Annotated in this window: 18 protein-coding genes and 2 pseudogenes; 7 read left to right on the top strand and 13 right to left on the bottom strand. The window is 64.6% G+C overall.

Features of this window, described 5'->3' with window-relative positions; genetic code table 11:
- The 6 genes and pseudogenes from gcvT to G559_RS0102545 form a co-directional block, all read right to left on the bottom strand.
- Window positions 1–188, bottom strand: a pseudogene (gene gcvT, locus G559_RS0102570) (glycine cleavage system aminomethyltransferase GcvT); the annotation flags it as partial.
- Between the two features lie 81 nt (window positions 189–269).
- Window positions 270–1646, bottom strand: a complete 1377-nt coding sequence (locus tag G559_RS0102565; RefSeq protein WP_028626745.1) for an L-serine ammonia-lyase — start codon at window positions 1644–1646, stop codon at window positions 270–272.
- A gap of 185 nt (window positions 1647–1831) precedes the next feature.
- Window positions 1832–4696 carry an aminomethyl-transferring glycine dehydrogenase gene (gcvP, locus tag G559_RS0102560; RefSeq protein WP_028626744.1) on the bottom strand — a complete coding sequence of 955 codons (2865 nt, stop codon included), beginning with the start codon at window positions 4694–4696 and terminating at the stop codon, window positions 1832–1834.
- A 12-nt stretch (window positions 4697–4708) separates the two neighbouring features.
- A complete protein-coding gene (gene gcvH, locus G559_RS0102555; protein ID WP_028626743.1) occupies window positions 4709–5086 on the bottom strand; it encodes a glycine cleavage system protein GcvH in 378 nt (125 codons plus the stop codon).
- Between the two features lie 316 nt (window positions 5087–5402).
- On the bottom strand, window positions 5403–6929 hold the full coding sequence (locus G559_RS0102550; protein WP_028626742.1) for a sigma-54-dependent transcriptional regulator: 1527 nt from the start codon (window positions 6927–6929) through the stop codon (window positions 5403–5405).
- Window positions 6929–7864: a LysR family transcriptional regulator gene (locus tag G559_RS0102545; protein WP_028626741.1), complete on the bottom strand. Its 936-nt coding sequence runs from the start codon at window positions 7862–7864 to the stop codon at window positions 6929–6931. The genes G559_RS0102550 and G559_RS0102545 overlap by 1 nt, the downstream gene beginning before the upstream one ends.
- Window positions 7865–8022: 158 nt before the next feature.
- On the opposite strand from G559_RS0102545, the gene speB reads away from it, so the two are divergent.
- Complete coding sequence (speB, locus tag G559_RS0102540; protein WP_028626740.1) at window positions 8023–8997, top strand: agmatinase; 975 nt, start codon at window positions 8023–8025, stop codon at window positions 8995–8997.
- Window positions 8998–9164: 167 nt separating this feature from the next.
- Here speB and G559_RS0102535 read toward each other — a convergent pair whose 3' ends face one another.
- Complete coding sequence (locus G559_RS0102535; protein ID WP_028626739.1) at window positions 9165–9923, bottom strand: SDR family NAD(P)-dependent oxidoreductase; 759 nt, start codon at window positions 9921–9923, stop codon at window positions 9165–9167.
- A gap of 128 nt (window positions 9924–10051) precedes the next feature.
- Here G559_RS0102535 and G559_RS29695 point away from each other — a divergent pair.
- Window positions 10052–10162, top strand: a pseudogene (locus G559_RS29695) (helix-turn-helix domain-containing protein); the annotation flags it as partial.
- A 185-nt stretch (window positions 10163–10347) separates the two neighbouring features.
- Window positions 10348–11478, top strand: a complete 1131-nt coding sequence (locus tag G559_RS0102525) for a PilT/PilU family type 4a pilus ATPase (protein ID WP_028626737.1) — start codon at window positions 10348–10350, stop codon at window positions 11476–11478.
- A gap of 9 nt (window positions 11479–11487) precedes the next feature.
- Here G559_RS0102525 and G559_RS0102520 read toward each other — a convergent pair whose 3' ends face one another.
- The 5 genes from G559_RS0102520 to wecB all read right to left on the bottom strand — a co-directional run bounded on the left by G559_RS0102520 (window position 11488) and on the right by wecB (window position 19982).
- Entirely contained in the window at window positions 11488–12561 is a 1074-nt protein-coding gene (locus G559_RS0102520) for a GGDEF domain-containing protein (protein WP_028626736.1), read from the bottom strand.
- A gap of 104 nt (window positions 12562–12665) precedes the next feature.
- The gene (locus G559_RS0102515; RefSeq protein ID WP_028626735.1) at window positions 12666–13496 is read right to left on the bottom strand and encodes a DUF4434 family protein; all 831 of its coding nucleotides are present in this window, start codon (window positions 13494–13496) and stop codon (window positions 12666–12668) included.
- Window positions 13496–16660 carry an NfrA family protein gene (locus G559_RS0102510; RefSeq protein ID WP_028626734.1) on the bottom strand — a complete coding sequence of 1055 codons (3165 nt, stop codon included), beginning with the start codon at window positions 16658–16660 and terminating at the stop codon, window positions 13496–13498. The genes G559_RS0102515 and G559_RS0102510 overlap by 1 nt, the downstream gene beginning before the upstream one ends.
- Window positions 16657–18831 carry a cyclic di-3',5'-guanylate-activated glycosyltransferase NfrB gene (nfrB, locus tag G559_RS0102505; RefSeq protein WP_028626733.1) on the bottom strand — a complete coding sequence of 725 codons (2175 nt, stop codon included), beginning with the start codon at window positions 18829–18831 and terminating at the stop codon, window positions 16657–16659. Before nfrB ends, G559_RS0102510 begins: the two co-directional genes overlap by 4 nt.
- Window positions 18828–19982, bottom strand: coding sequence for a non-hydrolyzing UDP-N-acetylglucosamine 2-epimerase (gene wecB, locus G559_RS0102500; RefSeq protein ID WP_028626732.1), 1155 nt, complete (start codon window positions 19980–19982; stop codon window positions 18828–18830). Before wecB ends, nfrB begins: the two co-directional genes overlap by 4 nt.
- A gap of 204 nt (window positions 19983–20186) precedes the next feature.
- On the opposite strand from wecB, the gene G559_RS0102495 reads away from it, so the two are divergent.
- The 4 genes from G559_RS0102495 (at window position 20187) to G559_RS0102480 (ending at window position 22197) form a co-directional block, all read left to right on the top strand.
- Window positions 20187–20693 (top strand): hypothetical protein, encoded by a 507-nt coding sequence (locus G559_RS0102495; RefSeq protein WP_051246361.1) that lies wholly within the window; start codon window positions 20187–20189, stop codon window positions 20691–20693.
- 277 nt (window positions 20694–20970) lie between these two features.
- Window positions 20971–21180, top strand: coding sequence for a cold-shock protein (locus G559_RS0102490; protein WP_028626730.1), 210 nt, complete (start codon window positions 20971–20973; stop codon window positions 21178–21180).
- Between the two features lie 93 nt (window positions 21181–21273).
- A complete protein-coding gene (locus G559_RS0102485) occupies window positions 21274–21453 on the top strand; it encodes a hypothetical protein (RefSeq protein WP_028626729.1) in 180 nt (59 codons plus the stop codon).
- 189 nt (window positions 21454–21642) lie between these two features.
- Window positions 21643–22197: a hypothetical protein gene (locus tag G559_RS0102480; RefSeq protein ID WP_028626728.1), complete on the top strand. Its 555-nt coding sequence runs from the start codon at window positions 21643–21645 to the stop codon at window positions 22195–22197.
- A gap of 46 nt (window positions 22198–22243) precedes the next feature.
- On the opposite strand, the gene G559_RS0102475 is transcribed toward G559_RS0102480, so the two are convergent.
- Window positions 22244–23182, bottom strand: a complete 939-nt coding sequence (locus tag G559_RS0102475) for a LysR substrate-binding domain-containing protein (RefSeq protein ID WP_028626727.1) — start codon at window positions 23180–23182, stop codon at window positions 22244–22246.
- Between the last annotated feature and the right edge of the window lie 117 nt (window positions 23183–23299).

Here is a 23299-nt window from a genome sequence, read left to right as displayed (position 1 = left end):
TCGCCGCGCAGGATGATCTGGCCCATGTGGGACACGTCGAACAGGCCGGCCTGCTCGCGGGTGTGCAGGTGCTCCTTGAGCACGCCGAGCGGGTATTGCACCGGCATGTCGTAACCAGCGAAGGGCACCATGCGCGCGCCGAGTTCGAGGTGCAGGGCGTGCAGCGGGGTTTTGGCGAGATCGGTCATGTATTGCTCCAGGAATAAAAGTCCGAACGGGATGAGGCTTCCCTCACCCCCGGCCCCTCTCCCAGGGGGAGAGGGGAGAAATCAGCATTCGATGATGTTCACGGCGAGGCCGCCGCGAGCGGTTTCCTTGTATTTGCTCTTCATGTCGGCGCCGGTCTGGCGCATGGTGCGGATGACCTTGTCGAGGGAGATGAAGTGCTGGCCGTCGCCGCGCAGGGCCATGCGCGCGGCATTGATGGCCTTCACCGAACCCATGGCGTTGCGCTCGATGCAGGGCACCTGGACCAGCCCGCCGACGGGGTCGCAGGTCAGGCCGAGGTTGTGTTCCATGCCGATTTCGGCGGCGTTCTCCACCTGCTGCGGGGTGCCCCCCATGACTTCGCAGAGCGCGCCGGCGGCCATCGAGCAGGCCACACCGACCTCACCCTGGCAGCCGACTTCGGCGCCGGAGATGGAGGCGTTTTCCTTATAGAGGATGCCGATGGCGGCAGCGGTGAGCAGGAAACGCTCGATGCCGTCGGTGTTGGCGCCCGGCACGAAGCGGCTGTAGTAGTGCAGCACGGCGGGCACGATGCCGGCCGCACCGTTGGTGGGGGCGGTGACCACACGGCCGCCGCTGGCGTTTTCCTCGTTCACCGCCAGGGCGTAGAGGTTGACCCAATCCAGCACGCTGAGGCTGTCGCGCAGGTTGGCTTCCGGGTGTTCGCTGAGCTGGCGGTAGAGCGCGGCGGCACGGCGCTTCACCTTGAGCCCGCCGGGCATGATGCCTTCCTTGCGGCAGCCGGTGGTCACGCAATCCTGCATCACCTGCCAGATATTCATCAGGCCGGTGCTGGTTTCCTCAGGGGTGCGCCAGGCTTTCTCGTTCTCGCGCATCAGGCCGCTGATAGAGAGCCCGGTGGCGCTGCAGTAGGCGAGCATGTCCTTGCCGGTCTTGAAGGGATAGGGCAGCGGTGTGCTGTCTTCGACTATGCGGTCCAGCCCGGCCGCTTCCTCGTCCACCACGAAGCCACCGCCCACCGAGTAGTACTCGCGCGAACGAATCTGGATGCCGGCGTCGTCGAAGGCCCGGAAAATCATGCCGTTGGGGTGGTAGGGGAGCGGCTTGCGGATCATCGCCAAGTGCTCTTTTTCCACGAAATGGATCGGCTTCTCGCCGCCCAGGCGCAGTTCGCCACTTTGGCGAATGCTCGCCAGGCGCTCATCCACGCGTTCGGTATCCACGGTATCCGGTTGCTCGCCTTCCAGGCCCAGCAGTACGGCCTTGTCGCTGCCGTGGCCTTTGCCAGTGGCGCCGAGGGAGCCGTAGAGCTCGACTTTCAGGCTGTGGGTGTCGGCCAGCAGGCTCTCGCGGCGCAGGCCTTCCACGAAACGCGCGGCGGCGCGCATCGGGCCAACAGTATGGGAGCTGGAGGGGCCGATGCCGATCTTGAACAGGTCGAAGACACTGAGAGACATGTCGTGCTCCTGAGCGGGTGCTCGGCTCTTTCTTATTAGTCAGCGTAGTCAGCCCGGCGGAACGGACCTTGCGGACCGACCGCCGTGCTCCTTGTCTTGTGTCCGGTCGCTGTAGGAGCGAGCTTGCTCGCGAATGGCTCCGCAGAGCGCTTCGCCAGCAAGCTGGCTCCTACAGAGGATCGCCGTCAGGCGTCCTGGTAGGCCTCGATGGACGGGCAGGCGCAGACCAGGTTGCGGTCGCCGTAGACGTTGTCCACGCGACCCACCGGCGGCCAGTACTTGCCCTCCACCAGGCTGGCGGTGGGGTACACGGCCAGCTCGCGGCTGTAGCGATGGGTCCACTCACCGACCAGTTCCGCCGCGGTGTGCGGGGCGTTCTTCAGCGGGTTGTCGTTGGCGTCCAGTTCACCGTTCTCCACGGCGCGGATTTCTTCGCGGATGCGGATCATGGCGTCGCAGAAGCGGTCCAGCTCTTCCTTGGACTCGCTCTCGGTGGGCTCGATCATCAGGGTGCCCGGCACCGGGAAGGACATGGTCGGGGCGTGGAAGCCGTAGTCGATCAGGCGCTTGGCCACGTCATCGACGCTGATGCCGCTGCTGTCCTTGAGTGGGCGCAGGTCGAGGATGCACTCGTGGGCCACCAGGCCGTTGCTGCCGGTGTAGAGCACCGGGTAGTGCTCTTCCAGGCGGCGGGCGATGTAGTTGGCGTTCAGGATCGCCATCTGGGTGGCGCGACGCAGGCCTTCGCCGCCCATCATGCGGATGTACATCCAGGTGATGGGCAGGATGCTGGCGCTGCCGAACGGCGCCGCGCTGACCGCACCTTCCTTGCGGGCCATGTGTGCGTGGCCGGGCAGGAACGGCGCCAGGTGGGCTTTCACGCCGATCGGGCCGACACCCGGGCCGCCGCCGCCGTGGGGGATGCAGAAGGTCTTGTGCAGGTTGAGGTGGGACACGTCGCCACCGAACTGGCCCGGAGCGCAGAGGCCGACCATGGCGTTCATGTTGGCGCCGTCGATGTACACCTGGCCGCCGTTGTCGTGGATGATGGCGCAGATTTCGCGAATGCCTTCCTCGAACACGCCGTGGGTGGACGGGTAGGTGATCATCAGTGCGGCGAGGCGATCCTTGTGCTCTTCGGCCTTGGCCTTGAGGTCGGCGATGTCCACGTTGCCGCGGGCGTCGCACGCGGTCACGACCACGCGCATGCCAACCATGCTGGCGGTCGCCGGGTTGGTGCCGTGGGCCGATTGCGGGATCAGGCAGATGTCGCGCTGGTCGTCGCCGCGGCTGGGGTGGTAGGCGCGGATGGCCAGCAGGCCGGCGTACTCGCCCTGGGAGCCGGCGTTGGGCTGCAGGGACACGGCGTCATAGCCGGTGGCCTTGCACAGCATGGCTTCGAGCTCGGTGGTCAGCTCCAGGTAGCCCTGGGACTGCTCGGCCGGCGCGAAGGGGTGCAGGGCGCCGAACTCGGCCCAGGTCACCGGAATCATCTCGCTGGCAGCGTTCAGTTTCATGGTGCAGGAACCCAGCGGGATCATGGTCCGGTCCAGGGCCAGGTCCTTGTCGGCCAACTTGCGCAGGTAGCGCATCAGCTCGGTTTCGGAGTGGTAGCGGTTGAACACCTCATGTTCGAGGAAGGGCGATTCGCGCAGCAGATCCAGCGGCAGGCAGTCGCCCGTGCGGGCCGCCAGTTCGGCGAAGTCCGGCAGGTCCTGGCCTTGGCTGGCGAATACTCCCCAGAGCGCCTCAATGCTGGCCTGGTCGCAGGTTTCATCCAGGGAGATGCCCACGCGAAGCTCATCCACAACCCGCAGGTTGATCCGCGCGGCTTGGGCGGCCCCCTGCACCTCGCCCACCGGGCGGGCGGTGACGACGCTGAGGGTGTCGAAAAAGTGATGCTGCTCGACCTTCTGGCCCAGTTGCACCAGGCCCTGGGCCAGGATGGCGGTGAGACGGTGCACACGCCGGGCGATGCCGGCCAGGCCCTGCGGGCCGTGGTAGACGGCGTACATGCTGGCGATGTTGGCCAGCAGCACCTGGGCGGTGCAGATGTTGCTGGTGGCCTTCTCGCGGCGGATGTGCTGCTCGCGGGTCTGCATGGCCAGGCGCAGGGCCGGCTTGCCGTGGCGGTCGATGGACACGCCGACCAGGCGGCCGGGCATGTCGCGCTTGAAGGTGTCGCGGGTGGCGAAGTAGGCCGCGTGCGGACCGCCGAAGCCCAGCGGCACGCCGAAGCGCTGGGCGCTGCCCAGCACCAGGTCGGCGCCGAACTCGCCGGGCGGGGTGAGCAGGGTCAGGGCCAACAGGTCGGCGGCTACGGCCACCAGCGCACCGGCGCCATGGGCGCGTTGCACCAGGGCACGATGGTCCGGCACATGGCCTGTGCTGGCGGGGTATTGCAGCAGCAGGCCGAAGTAGCCGGACAGGTCATCCAGCCCGGCCTCGTCACCAATGACCACCTCGATGCCCAGCGGCTCGGCGCGGGTGCGCAGCACGTCGAGGGTCTGCGGATGGCAATGGCTGGAGGCGAAGAACGCCGGTGCCTTGTTCTTGGCCAGGCGCTTGCAGAAGGTCATGGCCTCGGCGGCAGCGGTGGCCTCATCCAGCAGGGAGGCGTTGGCGATCTCCATGCCGGTGAGGTCGCTGACCAGGGTCTGGAAGTTCAGCAGGGCTTCCAGGCGGCCCTGGGAAATTTCTGGTTGGTACGGGGTATAGGCGGTGTACCAGGCCGGGTTTTCCAGCAGGTTGCGCAGGATCGGCGTCGGCGTGTGGCAGGGGTAGTAACCCTGGCCGATGTGGTTGCGGAAAATCTGGTTCTTCGCGGCGATAGCCTTGATCGCCGCAAGCGCCTCGGCCTCGCCCTGCCCGGCCGGCAGGTCGAGCACGCTGGTGCCCTTGATGCTGTCAGGAATGACGCTGGCGATCAGCGCGTCCAGCGAGGCATGGCCGGTCAGCGCCAGCATGGTGGTGATATCCGCGTCACGCGGACCGATATGGCGGGCAACGAACTCGTTGTCGGTGCCCAAGGAAAGATGTGATCTGGTCATGGCGGCCCCGGCTCAGGCGTTGTCGGCGAGAAAACGGTCATAGGCGGCCTGGTCCATCAGCCCGGCGAACGCTTCGGGATTGTCCGGGCGGATGCGGAAGAACCAGCCGTCGTCCATGGGCGCCTCGTTGACCAGCTCGGGGTTGTCGGCCAGGGCCTGGTTCACCTCGATCACCTCGCCGGTCAGCGGCATGGTGATATTGCTGGCAGCCTTCACCGACTCCAGCACTGCAACTTCCTGCCCCTCGTCGTAGCGACCGACATCCGGCAGCTGCACGAACACCACATCCCCCAGGGCCTCCTGGGCGAAGCTGGTAATGCCGACGGTCAGTTCACCGGAGGCTTCAACGCGCAGCCATTCGTGCTCGGGAGTAAAACGCAGCGTGCTCATGGATCGTCCTCTTGTTATCAGGTGGGGGCCCGAGCGCTGTGTGGGCTCGGCTGACTGAACAAGAGCAAGGGCGATGCCAGTTTATAAAAACACTTACAAATCAAATACTTAAATTATTATTCATGGCATGCCTTCGCCACATCGGAACGATATCGCTCCACTTTCTTATGGAGCATCGATCGGCCTGGATGGCGCAAAGCCCCGAGAATCAGGGCCTTGAAGCAAATGGAGCGAAATCGCTCCAGCGGAACGTAATCGAACCGCGGCCCCTGCCGGCACGGAGCCGCCAGGTCATTCGCGCCTCACAGAGAACCACTCAGCCACGCGAGATACCGTACTTGCGCAGCCGTTGGCCGATGGCTGTGTGGGAGGTATTCAGCCGTACAGCCAGCTGCCGCGTGGAGGGATAGGCCGCATAAAGGCGCTGCAGCAGGTTCTTCTCGAAGCCCTGGACAGCCTCCTCCAGGCTGGTCACGTCCAGCGGGTCGCCCTGCTGGGGATTGAGGGCGGTGCCGGCCAGTTCCAGGCTGTCGCAGTCGATCAGCTCGCCTTCGCTGATGGCTGCGGCGCGGAAGATCACGTTCTGCAGCTGGCGCACGTTGCCCGACCAGCGATTGCCCAGCAGCACCGGGTAGGTGGCCGGGGCCAGGCGGCAAGGCGGGCGCTGGATCTGCGCGCAGGCCTGGCGCAGGAAGTGCTCGGCCAGCAGGAGGATGTCCTGCCCGCGCTCGCGCAGGGGCGGCACCATCAGGTTGAGCACATTGAGGCGGTAGTAGAGGTCTTCGCGGAAGCTGCCCTCCGCCACCATGCGCTCCAGGTTGCGGTGAGTGGCGCAGAGCACGCGCACGTTCACCTGTACCTCGCGGTCGCCACCGACACGGCGGAAGCAGCCGTCGCTGAGAAAGCGCAACAGCTTGGCCTGCAGGTAAGGCGACATCTCCCCCACTTCATCGAGAAACACCGTGCCGCTGTCGGCCAGTTCCAGCAACCCCGGCTTGCCGCCGCGCTGGGCGCCGGTGAAGGCGCCGGCCGAATAACCGAACAGCTCGCTCTCGGCCAGGCTTTCCGGCAGTGCTGCGCAGTTGAGCGCGAGGAAGGGGGCGTCGCGGCGGGCGCTCATGGCGTGACAGGCGCGGGCCACCAATTCCTTGCCGGTGCCGGTTTCGCCCTGGATAAGCAGCGGCGCGTCCAGACTGGCCACCTTGCGCAGCCGCGCCTTGAGCGCTTTCAGCTCGGCCGACTTGCCCAGCAGCGCGTCCAGCCCCTCGGCATGGTCGTGGTGCAGAGACGCCAAGCGCTCGCCGATCCGGCTCGGCGGGTAGAGGGTCAGCAGGCCGCCCACCAGGGCATCCGTTCCGCCGCTGATGGGCGTGGCATCCAGCAACAGGGCCTGGCCCTGGAAGCTCACCTCGCACATGGGCAGGCGGAAGCCCTTGTCGATCAGGGTCTGCGCCAGGTTCGCCTCGGCGAACAGGCTGGACAACGGTTCCCCGGCCGGCTCGCGACCATAGAGCCCGACCAGGGCCGGATTGGCCAGCAGCACATGGCCGCCGGGGTCCACCGCCAGCACCGGGTCGCTCACCGCGGCAAGCAAGGCATCCAGCTGCAAATGCCGGCGCTGGCCGGGGAGGATGTCGACAAGCTCCACGGCCCGCACGCCATCCACTCGCAACAGGGCGTCGTAGAGTTCGTCCAGCACGGCCTGTGACAAGGCCGGTGCGTCGATGTAGACGTTGGGCGGGATCATCTCCACCGCGTCCAGGTTGAGGTTGCGCGCGCCCAGCAACGCCAGGACTTCCTGGGTAATGCCGACGCGGTCGATGAAGGTGACGTGGATTCGCATTACTGGCCCCGGTCGATCTTGTTCTGCGCCGCGAGGGTGCGGGCGCCATTCAGCAGTTCATCGAGGAAGGCGCGCAAGATCATGGGCGCCACCACCCCGCGTCGGGTGATCGTCTCGAAGGCGGAGAGCAGTTGCAGACGGCCAGGCCCCAGGTGTTCCAGGTCGCCCGCCTCCACCCATTGCCGCGCGTAGTGCTCGGGCAGGAAGCCGGCATAGGCCCCCGAGAGAATCAGCATGGCCTGGGCCTCGACGTTGTCGACCGTGGCAGCGGCCTTTTCCACGCCCAAGGCCTGAAGGTCGCGCTGCTGCAGGTAACCACGCGCCACCACGCGGCTGGCGGCGATGCGCTCCAGTAGATCCACCTTGGGCGCAGTGATGCCGAACAGCGCGTGGTTGCGGCCGCAGTAGAAGCCATGGCTTTCCTGGTACAGCGGCGAATAGGACAACCCCGGCACGCGAAACGGGAAATGCCCCACCGCCAGGTGCAAGCGACCATCCAGCACCCGTTCTTCCAGCTCGGCCGGAGTGCCGATGTAAACGTGCAGGTGAACGTCGTGGCCGCGCTGGACGAAACGCTGGGTGGTCGCTTTCAGTGGGCAGGCCGGGTCGGTGATGGTGGTGTCGATCACCCCGAGGTTGAGGGTGCCGCTGACCTGACGCTTGAGCACATCGGCATCCACGCAGAAGTCCTCCACCGCGCCCAGCAGGCGCAGGGTGGCCTCGTGTATCGCCTGGCCCTGCTCGGTCAGGCGGAAGCCGCTGCGCCCACGTTCGCAGAGCTTGACCCCGAGCCGCGTCTCCAGGTGCGCCATCTGCTCACTGATGGTGGATTGGGCAACGTTGAGGGCGGCCTGGGCAGCCGAGAATCCCCCGCACTTGACGATGGTGTTGAAGACCCTGAGCAGCTTCAGGTCCACATCGTGCAATTGAATCATCCTGCACCTCACAGGCAAGGGATTACATCGGTTATGGCGATTTGCGCATCGCATCATCGTCATTTTTCAAGGCGCAGGTAAAGCCCAGGATAAGGCCATGGTCGAGGTGCGAGCACCCTGCCGGTCACCCTACAAGAACAACGTGGAGTCGCCTGAACATGTCCAGCAACAGCTATGAAAACGGTCGCCTGAATCTGCCCTTCGTCGGCCATTGCACCTTCGCCAAGTCGCCCGTCTGCACCGACTGGGACGCCCTGAACGCGGACGTTGCCGTGCTTGGCGCGCCCAACGACATGGGGACCCAATGGCGCTCCGGCGCGCGTTTCGGACCGCGCGGCATTCGCGAGGCATCCACCCTGTTCTCCTTCGGCCACAGCGGCGCCTACGACTTCGAGGACGACGTGATGTACCTCCAGCAGGAGGATGTGCGGATCGTCGACGTGGGTGACGCCGACATCGTTCATACCGATATGAATACCAGCAACGCCAACATCGAGTTTGCCGTGCGCAAGCTGCTGGAAGCCGGCGCCATGCCGGTGGTGCTGGGCGGCGACCACTCGGTGCACGCGCCGGTGATGAAGGCCTTCGAGGGTCGTGGCCCCATCCATATCATTCACTTCGACGCCCACCTGGACTTCGTCGACGAACGCCACGGCGTACGATTCGGCCACGGCAACCCGCTGCGCCGCGCGTCGGAGATGGATCACATCGTCGGCATGACCCAGATGGGTATCCGCAACGTGTCCTCCTCCAACCGCAGCGACTACAACGCCGCTCGCGAAGCCGGCTCGAAGATTCTCTCGGTGCGCGACGTGCGCAAGCTCGGCCGCGACGGCGTGCTGGACCTGATTCCCGAGTGCGAGTCCTACTACATCACCATCGACATCGACGGCTTCGACCCCTCCATCGCGCCGGGCACCGGCACGCCGAGCCATGGCGGCTTCCAGTACTACGAGGTGCTGGAAATCATCCAGGGCCTGGCCAACCGCAGCCAGGGACGCATTGTCGGCATGGACCTGGTGGAAGTAGCCCCCGCCTACGATCCGACCGGCATGACCTCGATCCTGGCGGCGCAGCTGCTGATGAACAGCATCGGCTTCGTCTTCCATGCCCGGAAGCAAGCCAAGGGGTGAAGCGGAACAAGGTGCAATGCGCCACGAGTCCCCTCCTCTCCCATCGGGAGGGGGCTGGGCGCGAGGGATACTGCGCTTCACGGACTTCCGTGGGCAGGACTGCGTCCTGCTTGGCGATTGAAATCGCCCCTACAGATGCAATCGCCGTCTACGGAATGCGTTAGCCGCTACAGGAACATGCCGCCCGACGCCTCCACCCGCTGGCCGTTGATCCAGCGGCCGGCGTCGGAGAGCAGCATGGCCACCGCGGCACCGATGTCTTCCGGCAAGCCGACGCGCCCCAGGGCGGTGTTGCTGGCAATGAAGGCATTCACCTCGGAGTTGTCGCGCACCACGCCACCGCCGAAATCGGTCTCGATGGCGCCGGGGGCCAGCACATTCACTGAGATACCACGGGCGCCCAGCTCCTTGGCCTGGTAGCGGGTCAGCACCTCCATTCCGCCCTTCATTGCCGCGTAGGCGGCGTAGCCCGGCAGGGCGAAGCGCGCGAGGCCGGTAGAGATATTGAGGATGCGCCCGCCGTCGGCAATCAGCGGCAACAGCTTCTGGGTGAGGAAGAACGGGCCCTTGAGCTGGACGTTCACCAGGTGGTCGAACTGCTCTTCAGTGGTTTCGGCGAAGCTGGCGCGGATGCCGATACCAGCGTTGTTCACCAGGAAGTCGAAGCTGTCGCGGCCAAATTCGTTCTTCAGCAAGCGGCCCAGACTGGTGACGAAGTCGTCGAAAGTGCCGCTCTTGCTCACGTCCAGCTGCAGCATCGCAGCGTGGCCACCGAGGTCCAGGATTTCCCGGCTGAGGGATTCGGCGTCCTCCAGCTTGCTGTGATAGGTGCCGATGATGTCGATGCCCTGGGCAGCCAGGTGCTGCGCCATGCTCTTGCCAAGGCCGCGGCTGGCGCCGGTGATGAGTGCGATCTTGCGGGTCATAGCTGTGCTCCTGGTGACAGGTGGGGAAGTGGTGAGGCGCTTATTGTCCGGATTAAGTGCGATAAAGAGGCTGATCTCGGAAGCACTGATCGGCACATTCGAACAATCCGGAAAGAGGCACCGCACGGATGAACAAGCTGGAGCTACTGAGAACCTTCGTACGGGTCAGCGAACTGTCAAGTTTCACCCAGGCCGCCGACAGCCTCGGCCTGCCCCGCTCCACCGTATCCGACCAGGTGCTGCCCCTGGCGGTCCCCCTGCTCTATGCCCACCGCCGCCTGCCACAACGGGTGCGCGCCTTCATGGATTGGCTGGAGGGACTGATCGACCTGGAGGTGCGGCACGACCACAAAAACGATTGATGGGCATCAGGTCAGTCGCCGGCCGCCGCTGCTAGGCTTTCCATCGCCAACGAGGAGCCACGATGAACAACTCGACCGTCCACCCTGACCGTGATGTGTTTCCCCTGCTCCAACTTTTGCACGACCGGGGCGGTTCCGACCTGTTCCTGAGCGTGGGTGCCATGCCTCATCTCAAGGTGGAAGGACGCAGCATGCCGGTCGGTGACCAGCCGCTGAAATCTGGCGAAGTGCAAATGATGGCCTATCAACTGATGACCCAGAAGCAAGTTGCCGAGTTCGAGCGCGAGCTTGAAATGAACTTCGCGGTCAGCATCCAGAACAACGGGCGCTTCCGCATCAACGTGTACTACCAGCGCGGAGAGGTTTCGATGGTAGTACGGTTGATCAAAAGCGAGATTCCCGGCATCGAAGCATTGGGCCTGCCCGCCCTTCTGGAGAAGTTGGTGGTGCAGGATCGCGGCCTGATCCTGGTTATCGGGGCCGCCGGCTCCGGCAAGTCGACCACCTTGGCGGCGATGCTGGATTATCGAAATCGCCATCGCGATGGCCACATCGTCTGCATCGAAGACCCGATCGAGTTCCTTCATTCGCATCAGCGCTCGATCATCGACCAGCGGGAAGTCGGCCTGGACACTCACAGCTTTTCCGACGCCTTGCGCAATGTGCTGCGAGAAGCGCCCGATGTGATCATGCTCGGGGAAATACGCGACCTGGAAACCATGCAGCATGCCCTGCATTACGCCGAGACCGGGCATCTCTGCCTGGCCACCCTCCACGGCACGAGCAGCAGTCATGCGATTGAACGCATCTCCCGCTTCTTCCCCGACGAGGCACGGCGACAAGTGCTGGCCGACCTGTCGCAGAACCTGCTGGCGATGATCGGCCAGCGCCTGGTTCCGGGCCTTGCCCAGAAGCGCGTAGCCGCCGTGGAGTTGATGCTGGGTACGCCTTACATCAAGGACCTGATCCTGCGGGATCAACTGGACGATCTGAAGTCGGCTACTGAGCGAGCCCTGGAACAAGGCATGCAGACGTTCGACCAGCACCTCTTCGCCCTGTTCGAGGCGGGTCGCATCACCCTGACCGACGCACTCAAGTTCGCCGACTCGCGTACCGACCTCGGGCTGCGCATCAAGCTCGAGCGCGGATTCAGCGCCGCGGACTCCGACCTGAAAGTACTGCGTGACAGCTAGACGAATGCGTCATTCGACGTAGGTGCAGCGATTGCGGCCATCGTGCTTGGAATCGTAGAGCGCCTGGTCGGCCTTGATCAGCGCCTGGTTGAGCGTAGCGCCGTCGTCCAGCCTGGCCAGGCCGATACTGATGGTGGCTGGATGGTCCGTGGGGGTTTCACGTACGGTGCGTAGCAGCTTCTCCATACGTTGCTGTGCATCGTCAGGTGTCATGTCCCAGAGGTAGATGCCGAACTCCTCGCCGCCCAGCCGGGCGAACTCGAACTCGCTCACCTCCGCGCCGATGTTGGCAGCGACCCGTTGCAACACCACGTCGCCAATGTCGTGGCCGAAGCTGTCGTTGATCTTCTTGAAGTAGTCGATATCCACCATGGCCAGGTAGCGCCGCTGTCCGGGGACCGCCGTCTCCAGCCGTGCGGTGGTTCGGGTCATGAAGGCGCGTCGATTGGGGATCTGGGTCAGCGTATCGACATAGGCCTGTTCGATGAGAAGCTTGGCCATCAGGTAGTTGTGCAGCTTGCCGTCGCTCAAGCGCACGAAGGTGTAGGCAGTTATCGCGCCGAGGAACAGCACGTAGAACAGAATCAGGGTGCCTTTTAGTTCGAGCACCGGAATGCCGCCAACGAAAGGATTGAGCAGCCCCCAGGTCAGCGCCTGCACGGAAAAGTAGCTGTAGTTGTTGTGCGGCAGCACCGAGGCCAGGAAAACGACGCTGGACGCGGTGAGGGTCAGCCAGAGTGGCTGCAGGTCCACGGGAACTCCGTCAATCACCAGCCGCGCGCTCAGGCAATAGACCGATACATAGATCAGGTTGAGCACATAGAAATGCTGGGCCTTGCGAATCAGCGGGACGCACGCAACAAGCCCGCAGAGCAGTGCCAGCAGGAAGATGGACTTGAAGGTGAACCCCTGGCCGCCTTCGAAACTCACCACCAGGTCGAAGAGAAACCAGAGCGCGATGCTGACGCCAAGCACCAGCACACAGAAGGTGCGCAATTGCTCGAAGTCGTACTGCAGGAACTCTGCCTTGAGTTCGGCGGTGACAGCCTGATGGGAAAGCTGGGATTCGACAGTACGGAACATGGGGCCCTCCGATGGCGACTCAAGCAGCCTAGCCCACCGGAGAGAGGGTATCGAGAAAGCTGGCGTCGGGCTTTGCGCGGCTCGGCCGCAATCTGCCGCGCCGCCTACCGCAAGGCTTTACCCCAGGGGCGGTAGCGCAGGGAGAAGACGGCGTCTGGGTGGCAGGTGCTGACACGGGCCGGGTCGGCGCTGACGGCGTGGAAGGGTTGATCAGGCTTGCTGGTCTGGCGAAAGGCTTCGCGCACGATGCCGATGGAACAGGGCAAGGCGACGGCATAGGCGCGGCGCACACGACTCGGGAGGGCGACCGTGCCTTCGCCGTCCTGCCACCAGACCTGGATGCCCAGACCATTCAACTCACCCAACCAGCCAGCGTAGGTACTGGGCGCCAGCTTGCCGGCACTGAAGGCGCTGAGGTGCAGCGGCCCACCCAGGCGGGTGTGGAAGTCCTGCAACTGGCGCCGCAACGCTTCACGGCGTTCAGGCGCCTGGAATTGCTGGTCTTCCAGCTCCAGGGGCAGGTACCAGCCGGACGCCGGCAGTAGCCACTGTTCGCGCAGCGCGCGCTGCTGGGCCAGGGAGCGGCCCAATTGATACTGCCAGTAGGCGGCCAGGCCGGGGTTATCCAGTTCGCGCTGGCGCTGGTAATAGGCCGGGTCCATGTACAAGCCGAGCACCAGGTGCAGCCCTTGCTCATGGGCGGCACGCAAGGCCTGGGCGAGCCAGCCGTTGGCGCCGCCGAAGTCGGAATCACCGTAGGCCGTCCACTGCACGATGAGGGTTTTCACGCCGTTGCGGGCGCTGGCCCGCCAAAGGTCACGCCAGGTGTCCAGCGCAATGCGGCTGTCGGCGTTGAGCGGCTGGTAGAACAGCCGCTCCTCGGCCTGGAGCTGGGCACCGAGGAGGAGGCAAAGAGCAAGCAGCAGGCCACGCATCAGAAGTTCACCTCCACGCCTACCAGTACACCGTTAGCTTGCTCGTACAGATTGCCACCCAGCGCCCACTGGTACTCGGTGCGCACCGTGACATGGGCGCGGTAGGCGTTGTAGCGATCATCGCCGTACCAGTACTGCCAACGCAGGCCGACGCCGGTGCGCCAGTCTTGCCGCCAGTCGTTGCTCGGGTCCTGCGCAGAGAACTCGAGGAAGCCATAGGGCATCAGGGTTTGCGGGCTGTCCACCGGCAGTTTGTAGGCCTTGCCCTGCTGGAGGCGGGACAGCCACTGATGGTCACCGGCGCGGGTCCACCAGGCGGCATCCAGGTAGAGAGAGCGCTCGTTCCACGAGGATTCGTCCACCCTCCAGTCGTTGCGGTACTCGTTCTGGTCGAAGAACGACGCCGTAGCACGCAGCAGCAAATCAGTGGTGGTGCGGCCATCGCGCACATGATCGTCGAGGGCATCCGAGACTTCGCCTGGGTTCAGCCACTGGCCGAGGCTGAAGCCGCTGAAGTCCTCCTCACGAAGCTCGCTTTGGGTGTAGATCTCGCTGTAAAGGTTGAGATTCTGGGAGCCGATGGGCTTGAAGCGCAGGCCAAGGCCAGCGCCCAGGGAGCGCCCGTAGCGATTGCGACCGTCGCCGCCCATCAGCGCACGTCCATAGACCGACAGACTCTTCCCGGCGTGGATCGGCTCGTCTCCCAGAGCGCGGTCCCACATGGCCAGTTGCACGTTCTGCGATTGGGAACGGCGACGCTCGTCGACGCTGCCATCCTGGCGGAAACTATCGTTGGTGGCCGTGCCTGCCGGCGACCAGGTGCTGGCGAGGGTAAGGTTGTCACGTCGCGACAAGACGTCATGGGCGCGGCGCTGGCGATAGCGGCGAGCCTCCAGACTGCCGTACTCGTCGTCACCGGCAACCGGGTCCTGCTCCAGATCGATTACCCGGCGCAGTTCACGTCGGGCACTGGCGCTGTCCTCAATCTCGTCGTAGCGCCAGGCCAGGGTTTCGCCGATGCGATAGGCTTCTGGATAGGCGCGGGTGGCGCGCTCCAGGTAGGGAATGGACCGGCGCCGAACTTCCGGTGTATCAGCCGCGGCGAGGCGCATGCCGTAGTCGGCACCAAAACGCGGATTATCCGGATCGAGACGTACTGCATCGGCCAGCCAGGCAATGCTCTGTTCCCTTTCCCCTGACGCCTGGGCGGTGCCAGCAGCGGCGTAGTAGTGCTCGGCGCGCGGCTCGTGGGTCAGGGCCTGACGTTGACGATCGAGGGCTAGTCGCTGCTGGCCGGCGGCCTGGGCGATGGCGGCGCCCAGGGCGAAGTCGTCAGCCTTGGCCGCGTTGGCCTGCTGCCAGTAATGCTCGGCGGCCTCGACATCCCCGGCGGCCAGGGCACTGCGGGCGGCGGTAAGGCGCGCCGTGCTGTCCAGTTCGTTCAGCGGGATATCCCGCCAGATGCGCCAGGCGCCGGCCGGGTCGCCCGCAGCGTCCAGCGCATAGGCCAGTGGCTGGCGGCTGGAGCGGTCACCCAGGTCGAGTGCGGCCTGGTAGTAGACCACCGCCGCGCCGGGATGCTGGGACATCGCGCAACGCCCGAGGGCGCGCAGCGAGCCAGCATCCTGAGCCTCGCCCACCAGGCGCCGCACCACATCGCATTGGCCGGCTTCAGCCAGACGGCCGAGCAGTTGGCCGCGCGTGGCTGGGTCGACCTGCGCGGCCAGCACCTCGACGCGTGCGAGGTCCACTGGGCTATCACTTTTCGCGTAGAGGCTGGCCAGCCGCTGCAACAGCGGCGCAGGCAGGCGACCTCGATGGCGGTCGAAGGCCTGTTCGAGCATCTGCCGGGTTTCAGCCTCGCGGCCGGCCTTGAGACTGAGGTAGCTGGCCTGGTCGAGGGCCTTGAGATCGCCGGTACGGCGGTAGTAGTCCAGCCATAGCCGCTCAGCTGCAGCATCCTGGCCTCGCGCCTGGATTAACGTGGCGCGCTGGCGGAGCACATCCGGCGTTTGCGGCTGGCGGGCGAGCCAGGCCAGGGCGAGGTCGGTCTGACCCTGTTCCTGCCACAGGGCGAGGAGGCTGTCACGACGGACTCGATCCCAGGGCTCGGGCAGGGTCTGGCGCTCCATCAGGTCGCTGGCGCCCAGGCGCTGGGCCAGGACCAGCCAGGTTTGCGGATCATCCTCGGCGCGGCAGTCGATCAGTTGCTCGCGCGCCGCTGCGGGGTCGTGGCGGGACAACCACTCGGCGGTTTCCAGGCAAGGCCGGTCGAGCTGGTTGCCCAGCTCACGCACCAGCGGGCTGTCGTTCTCCTGCCGGGCCAGCTCCCAAAGACGGGCACGCTGGGCAGGGTCGTTCTGGTCCTGCTGGGGCAAGGAGTGCAGCCAGCGCCTGGCCATGTCCAGTCGCCCCAATGCGACAGCCCGATCAAGCATGGCCAGGCGAACCTCGCGTTCCGCTTCGGCGGAAGGAGCCTGCTGCAACAGACGCTCAAGGCCCGGTTCATCGAGCAGCTGCACCTGGGCGTTCGACAGGCGCCGCCAGTCTTGCGCCGGCAATTGGCCGCTGTCGGCCAGGGGCTGCAACTGATCGACAGTAGTGGACCAATCGCGCAGCTGTTCAGACCAGTTCGCACGCGCCAGTCGCAACACCGTGCCATCACCGCGAATCGGGATCTGGTTGAGCCAGTCGAGTGCGCTTCGCGCGCCGTGTGTCCTGGCAAGGTTGAGGCTGTAGGCCTGCCACAGGCGCACACGCCGGTCGCCATCGGTCTGCGTCAACCAGCGTTCCACCTGTTCGGCCTTGGGCGGGTCCTGTTCGATCCAGGCCAGTCGCAGTTCTTCCCTACTGTCCTGGCCTTCCTGCGAGTTCCCCAAAGGCTCGGCAGCCACCTCGGCCTCGGCATAGCGATGCTGTTTGGCCAGGGCTTCCACCAGTAACTGGCGGGCCTCAACGTTGTTTGGAACCCTACCCAGCAGGTGACGCATCAGGCGCTCCACTTCGCCCCAGTTCTGCCGCCCGGCCTCGCGGTAGGCCCGGTCGATGAAGGGGTAGCTGCGAAAACGCTGGAAGTCGGTCATGGTGTCGGCGGCATGCAAAGGTGCGACGAGGGCACCTGCCAGCAACATGGCCGCCAGGCCGGTGGTCAGGGTCGGCTTCATGTGGCCTCCTCCACCAGGCGATAGGCTTCGCGCTGTTCGTCGGCCTGCTCCTCCAGGGCATGATCAAGAACGTCCTTTGTGATGATGCCGCGCGCCATCAGGTGCTCACCGAGGGACTCGCGCTCGGGATCGAAGTCGATCAGGGCCTGATTGAACAGCGACGGCGGCACCATGCCGCGCACCTGCAATAGCCGTCCGAACAGCACCTGGTGCTGACAGACCCGTTCCAGCAGCGCTTCGTCGTCGGCGTGGCGGGCGAGCTTCTCCATCATCCGCCGCGTTTCGGGGTTGCGCTGGCGGCCGACATACCAATGGCGCAAGCCAAGGGTGACCCGGCCTTGAGGGGCCAGGCAGCAACGCACCGGCTGCCCCAGCTGACGGCTGATGGCGCCAAGCGACACCTGGCTGACAGCGCGCTCGCTAGCCAATACCAGGGTGCCGTCCTCCTCCGCCACCGGCAGCACCGCATAGCGTAGGGCGATGCGCTTGGGCAATGCTTCGATCAGCGGCGGATCGATGTGGAAGGGGTTGAGCGGCGCCCAGTCCATGTCCTGCTGCTCGGCCAATACCTTGACCAGTTGGGTGCTGTCGACGAGGCCCCGAAGCAGCAGTTCACGGCCGAGGCTGCGGCGGATCGGGCTGGTGAGGGCGGCCTGCAAATCCGCTTCGCTGAGCACGCCACGCTCCACCAGGCGCTGCCCCAGAGGTTTGCCCTGGGGCTGCCCGAGCGCCGGGAACTCATGGGTGGTCTTGTCCCAGGCGACGCGGCGCGAGTCTCCCATTTCCAGGACCTGGCGCAGCGCCCGCAGGTTGGCGAAGAAGTTGACGAAGTTGCTCCACATCATTCGCGGCGCCGACAACACGCCCTGGAAGATGCCGTAGAAGCGGGTGACGAACCAGGCGCGCTGGAACAGGCGATTGAGCAGCATCAGGCCGTTGATCCAGAGCAGCGCGCTGAGCAGTCGGCTATCGGCGAGGATGGACTGGAAGCGCCAGGCCTCCGGGTTGACCAGGGTGATCAGCCACATGGTCAACAGCACCAGGAACAGCAGGTTGACCAGAAAGCTCAGCAGGTACGCAAAAAGGCCCCGGCGGTCACGCCAGAGGAAGTAGTTCATGACGGCGCGTGGGCTCCAGCCCAGGTTGGTGGTGCCCTGGAAGACGATACCGGTGATCCACCGCGACTTCTGCCGGATGGCGTGCTGCCAGGTTCGCGGGAAGTGTTCGCGCACGCAGATGACCTGGGTGAAGTGGCGGTTCATGCCGACTATCCAGTCCTTGGCCAGGGCCAGTTCCGGGTCGCTCACCGGGTAGCGCGCGAAGATACACTTCATGCCCTTCTGCTTGAGGCGGAAGCCGATGTCGTAGTCCTCGGTGAGGCTCTGCACGTCAAAGGCGATGCCGTCGCCATCTTCCAGCAGGGAGGCAATGGCGCGACGGCTGAAGCAGGTGCCGACGCCAGCGCTGGGCACCTGCCCGCTCAAGGCCTCGCGCACCACCACGTCCTTGCCATGGTTCTCGGAGAACTCGTCGACATAGTGACCTGCGGTGAAGCCCCACCACTCAGGCGCATAGGGGTAGACGGGGATCTGGATCAGATCCTTGTTCGGCAGCAGATAGTTGAACAGGCGCAGTTCCAGAGGCGAGATGACGTCTTCGGCATCGTGGAGGATGAAGCCGGAGAACTCGATCTTGGCGTCGGCCTCGAAGCGCAGGATGGCGTCGATCACGTTGTTCAGGCAGTCGGCCTTGCTGGTAGGGCCGGGGCGTGCGCAAACCACCTTGTGCACGTTGGGGAAGTGGCGACAAACGGCGTCGACGTCGGACTGGGTGTCCGGGTCGTTGGGGTAGGTACCAACGAATATCTGGTAGTTCTCGTAATCCAGCGTCGAGGCCGCCAGGCGCGCCATCTCACCCACCACGCCAACCTCTTGCCAGGCCGGCACCATGATCGCCAGGGGCTTCTCGGGCACCGAGTAGAGCAGTTGCTCATCGGCACGCTCGTGGCTGCCATAGACACGGAAGCGGCGAATCAGCTTGCGCGACCAGTAGACCAGGTCGATGAACAGGTCATCCAGGCCAAGCACGAGCATCAGCGCGGCCAGGATGATCGCCAGGTACTTGAGGCCGAAGAGGACGTAAGCAAGAAGATCGATCAGTTCCAGACTCATTCAGCGACGCCACCCTGCTGGTGCTCGACGAGCCACCGCACGAGGCGTTCGGCGATACGCTCGCTGGCGTGGCCATCGCCATACGGGCTAAAAACCTTGCTCATGGACTGGTAGGCCTCGGGGTCATCCAGCAGCCGGCTGGTCTCGTCAACGATGCGCTGCTGCACGGTGCCTACCAGCAACACGGTCCCGCCTTCCAGCACGGAGGGCCGTTCGGTGACCTTGCGCAGCACCAGCAGCGGCTTGCCGAGGGCCGGGGCCTCTTCCTGGATGCCGCCGGAGTCCGTGAGGATCAGGTAGGCGCGATCCATCAGCCAGACGAAGTGCTGGTAATCCTGGGGTGCGATGAGGTGGATATTGGTGCGGCCGGCGAGCACGCCGTAGACAGCGTTCTGTACCTGCGGGTTGAGATGCACCGGGTAGACGAACTGCACCTCGGGATAGCGCTCCGCCAACTCCGCCAGTGCCAAGCAGATGCGTTCGAAGCCCTTGCCGAAATTCTCCCGACGATGACCGGTGATCAGCACCAGGCGTTTGTCGGAATCCAGGGCCGCCAGCGGCGAATCGGCTGCGGGACGCCAGTTGGCTTCATGCAGGTGCTTGCGCATCCACAACAGGGCATCGATCACGGTGTTGCCGGTGACTTCGATCTTGTCGATGGAGATGTTCTCGCGCAGCAGGTTGTCGCGGGACTTTTTCGTCGGTGGGAAGTGCAGGTCGGCGATGACTGCGGTCAGGCTGCGGTTGGCCTCTTCCGGCCAGGGAGCCTTGAGGTCACCGGTGCGCAGGCCGGCTTCGACATGGGCAATGGGAATCTGCCGGTTGAAGGCGGCCAGGGCGGCGATGAAGCTGGTGGTGGTGTCACCGTGGACCAGGACGATGTCCGGTCGTTTGCGTTCGTAGCTCTGATCGAGCTTGTTCAGCAACTGCTCGGCCAGGCCGTTGAGGGTCTGGCCCTGGGTCATGACATCGAGGTCTTCGTCCACCTGGAGTTCGAAGGATGCCAGTACTTGCCGGAGCATTTCGTGATGCTGGCCAGTGGAGCAAATGTGTAGCTCAATGTCGTCTCGTTGGCGAAGCACCCGGGCGAGGGGTGCCATCTTGATGGCTTCGGGACGGGTGCCGAATACCATGGTGACGTTGAAAGGCATGGCGCTCTCCTTGAGCAGGTCGTCCCGCTGACCGATTGAAGCTGTCCTTGAGTGGCTCGCCCTTCTAGAAAAGTCCGTTAACTCGGGGCTGTCCAGCCGAGGTAGCCGACGCGTTGACGCGCATCAATCCGCTGGCCCATGGCTCGACCGGCCGTCTTATGGACTATGGTTTTCCTGGTCGCCATCTTCCCTGTGGATGCCACCATGACCCCGAAATCCGCCACCCCACAGGACGCTCCAGGCGCATTGGATGCGCGTTGTTTCACCCTCCTCCCCGCCCTGCTTTTGCTGCTGGCCACTCCCGCCCTGGCCGAGAGCGACGATGTGGCGCGCGGGCGTTATCTGATTCAGATTTCCGGCTGCAACGACTGCCATACGGCAGGATGGATGGAGTCGGCCGGCCAGGTGCCGGAGGATCGCTGGTTGACGGGCAGCCCGTTGGGCTGGCGAGGCCCCTGGGGTACCACCTATGCCTCGAACCTGCGGCTGGTGGCGCACAACCTGACAGAGCCGCAATGGCTGGAGCACGCCCGCCGGGAATGGCGGCCGCCGATGCCCTGGTTCAACCTGCGCAAGATGGAAGATGACGACCTCATCGCCATCTATCGCTATGTCCGCCACCTCGGCGCAGCGGGTGAAATGGCACCAGCCTACCTGCCACCGGACAAGACGCCGCAGATGCCCTATGCGGTATTTCCAGGCGTGAAGTGACGAAGCGCATCCTGTGCCAGTGCGAATCCGTTCGTCGGCGAGCCACCGTGCCGTGGCTCGCGCTTGACCTTCGGCGACCTGATCGGACGGCCGGCGAATAAAAGGTTAGGCATTCCTCGAAAGCACAGGTATTGTGTCGAGCGCTGTGATGCATGTGTCACCGGGAAACGGTCTGTACTTTAGCGGTCCCCTCTTCATCGGTTGCCGACTCTCTGCACTCAGTGACAGGCTGGAACGATCCAGCCCAGCAATAACTCAGTTTCTAGGAGACATTCCAATGTCCGAGCGCCAAACCGGCACCGTCAAGTGGTTCAACGATGAAAAGGGCTACGGCTTCATTACCACCGATAACGGTCCCGATCTGTTCGTTCACTACCGTTCTATCCAAAGCGCCGGCTTCAAAAGCCTGAAGGAAGGCCAGAAGGTCTCCTTCGTAGCTGTGCAGGGCCAAAAAGGCATGCAAGCCGACGAAGTGCAAGTGCTGTAAGCACGAGCCGAAAAAGAACCGGCCTTCGGGCCGGTTTTTTTTTCAGTGGTTTCAGATGGCCTCTTCCGGGCCACTACGTACAGAGAAAGTGAAATGCGCATCAAGACCTCCCACAGCAGCACCCCCAAGCCGCCGGCAGCCACCACTAGCAGCGAAGCCCTGGAAGCTCAGATTGCTGCCTTCCTGAACAAGGGTGGCGAGATCCAGGAAATCGCCAAAGGCGTGAGCGCCCAGGTTGCACCGAGCCGCCATATCCGCATCGGTAACAAGTAAGACCCTCCTGGCGCCCCTGGGCGGACAGGTGCAAGACCTGCCGCCCGGCGCCATCGCTCCGTCCTGCCAATGGGCGGATGCCACGTGCTGAAAGACTCACCGGACTAAACTCCCACGCAGGCCGACAGCGGCCGGAACTGGGGGTAATAGCCGGAGGGGGCCCGGCGCCAGCCAGATGGGAGGTGTCCCATGCAGCGGCACTACTACATCAGCGACAACCTGAAAGACCTGGAAAGGGTCGAAGACGAGCTCGAGGCCCTGGGCATCGACCACGAGCAGATCCATGTGCTCAGCGAACGCGACGCCGACGTCGAGCATTACCATCTTCATGATGTTTCCTCCGTGATGAAGCGCGACATGGTGCATTCCGGGCTGATCGGTGTCGGCATCGGCCTGGCCCTGGCAGCCCTTGTGATGCTGGTAGCCTGGCTCAGCGGCTGGACCGGCACGGCAGCGGGCTGGATTCCCTTCATCTTCCTGGCCATCGCATTGTTCGGCTTCAGCGTCTGGGAAGGCAGCCTGTTCGGCATACAGACGCCGAACGCCGTGGTGAAACGCTTCAAGCCCACGCTGGACGAAGGCAAGCATGTGTTCTTCGTCGACGTGAAGCCGACGCAGGAGCCCATCCTCGCCCGCGTCGTCAGTCATCACCCGATGCTCCGGACCGCAGGCACCGGCCAGGCCACACCGGATTGGGCCGAGGGCCTGCAACACCGGCTGCATCAGTGGCGCAAGATGATGTAACCCCGCCTGGCGGCGGCGGATGCAACGCCTGGCGTCATCCGCCGCTTCAACTCCTCCCCACACTGCCCTGCCCCGGCACAGTGCTGGCGCGGGCTTCGGCCATCAGCCAGTCGATGAGACGGCGCACCTTCTCCGCCGGAGGCGACCTGCGGCTCCACGCAAGACGATAGGCCCAGGGGGTCGACAGGCGGCAGCGTTCGCCGAAAGGCAGCACCAGCCGACCGTTGGCGATGTCGTCACAGGCCAGTGCGGTTGATCCGAGGGCGAAGCCCTGGCCGCTGACTGCGCCCTGGATGGCGTGGCCGATCAGGCCGAAACGCATCCCGCCTTTCGTCGGTCCCGGCTCGCCCACGTAGGTGGCGAACCAGTCCTCCCAGCTCGGCAGGTGGAGGTTGGCGCTGTTCTTCCAGTGGGTGTGGATCAGTCGCGCGCCCAGCATGTCCCGTGGTTCGCGTACCGCGCCGAACTGTTCCAGATAACTCGGGCTGCACACCGGGAAGAACTCCTCGAGAAACAGCAGCTCGCTGGCCGGCATGGGCGCATCGGTGGCGGTGAAGCGAATGGCCAGTGTCGCCTCGCCGCGCTCCAGGTCCACCAGTTGCTCGGTGGCTTCCAGGCTGAGGGTGATGTCCGGGTTGATTGCGGCGAACTGATTGAGCCGACGCATCAGCCAGTGGCTGGCAATGGAAGGTGCGCAGGTGATGTGGATGGGGCCTTCGTCCTGGCCACGCAGTTCGTCGGCGCCACGGGTGAGCAACTCGAAGGCCTGGGTGACGGTGGCCGCCAGGCGACGACCATTGTCATTGAGCGTGACGGTGTTGCGCGTGCGGTCGAACAGACTCACGCCCAGCTCGCCTTCCAGCAGGCGGATCTGTCGGCTCACGGCTCCCGGGGTCACGGATAGTTCCTGGGCGGCTTCGGTGAAGTTACGGCTGCGGGCGGCGACCTCGAAGGTGCGCAGGGCGACGAGTGACGGGAGACGCATGGCAGGTTCGCTTTGAGTTCAAGTCAAAGCATGATGACAAATCATCGTTTGAATGCAAGGCGGTCGAGGACCGATCCTGCCACCCATTAGCGGCCTCTGCCGCGCCCCGCTGCCTTG

This window comes from Metapseudomonas resinovorans DSM 21078 (assembly GCF_000423545.1).
In the GTDB taxonomy this organism is placed as follows: Bacteria; Pseudomonadota; Gammaproteobacteria; order Pseudomonadales; family Pseudomonadaceae; genus Metapseudomonas; species Metapseudomonas resinovorans.
Note: the sequence above shows the minus strand (reverse complement) of the source record. Positions and strands in the feature narration are given on the sequence as shown.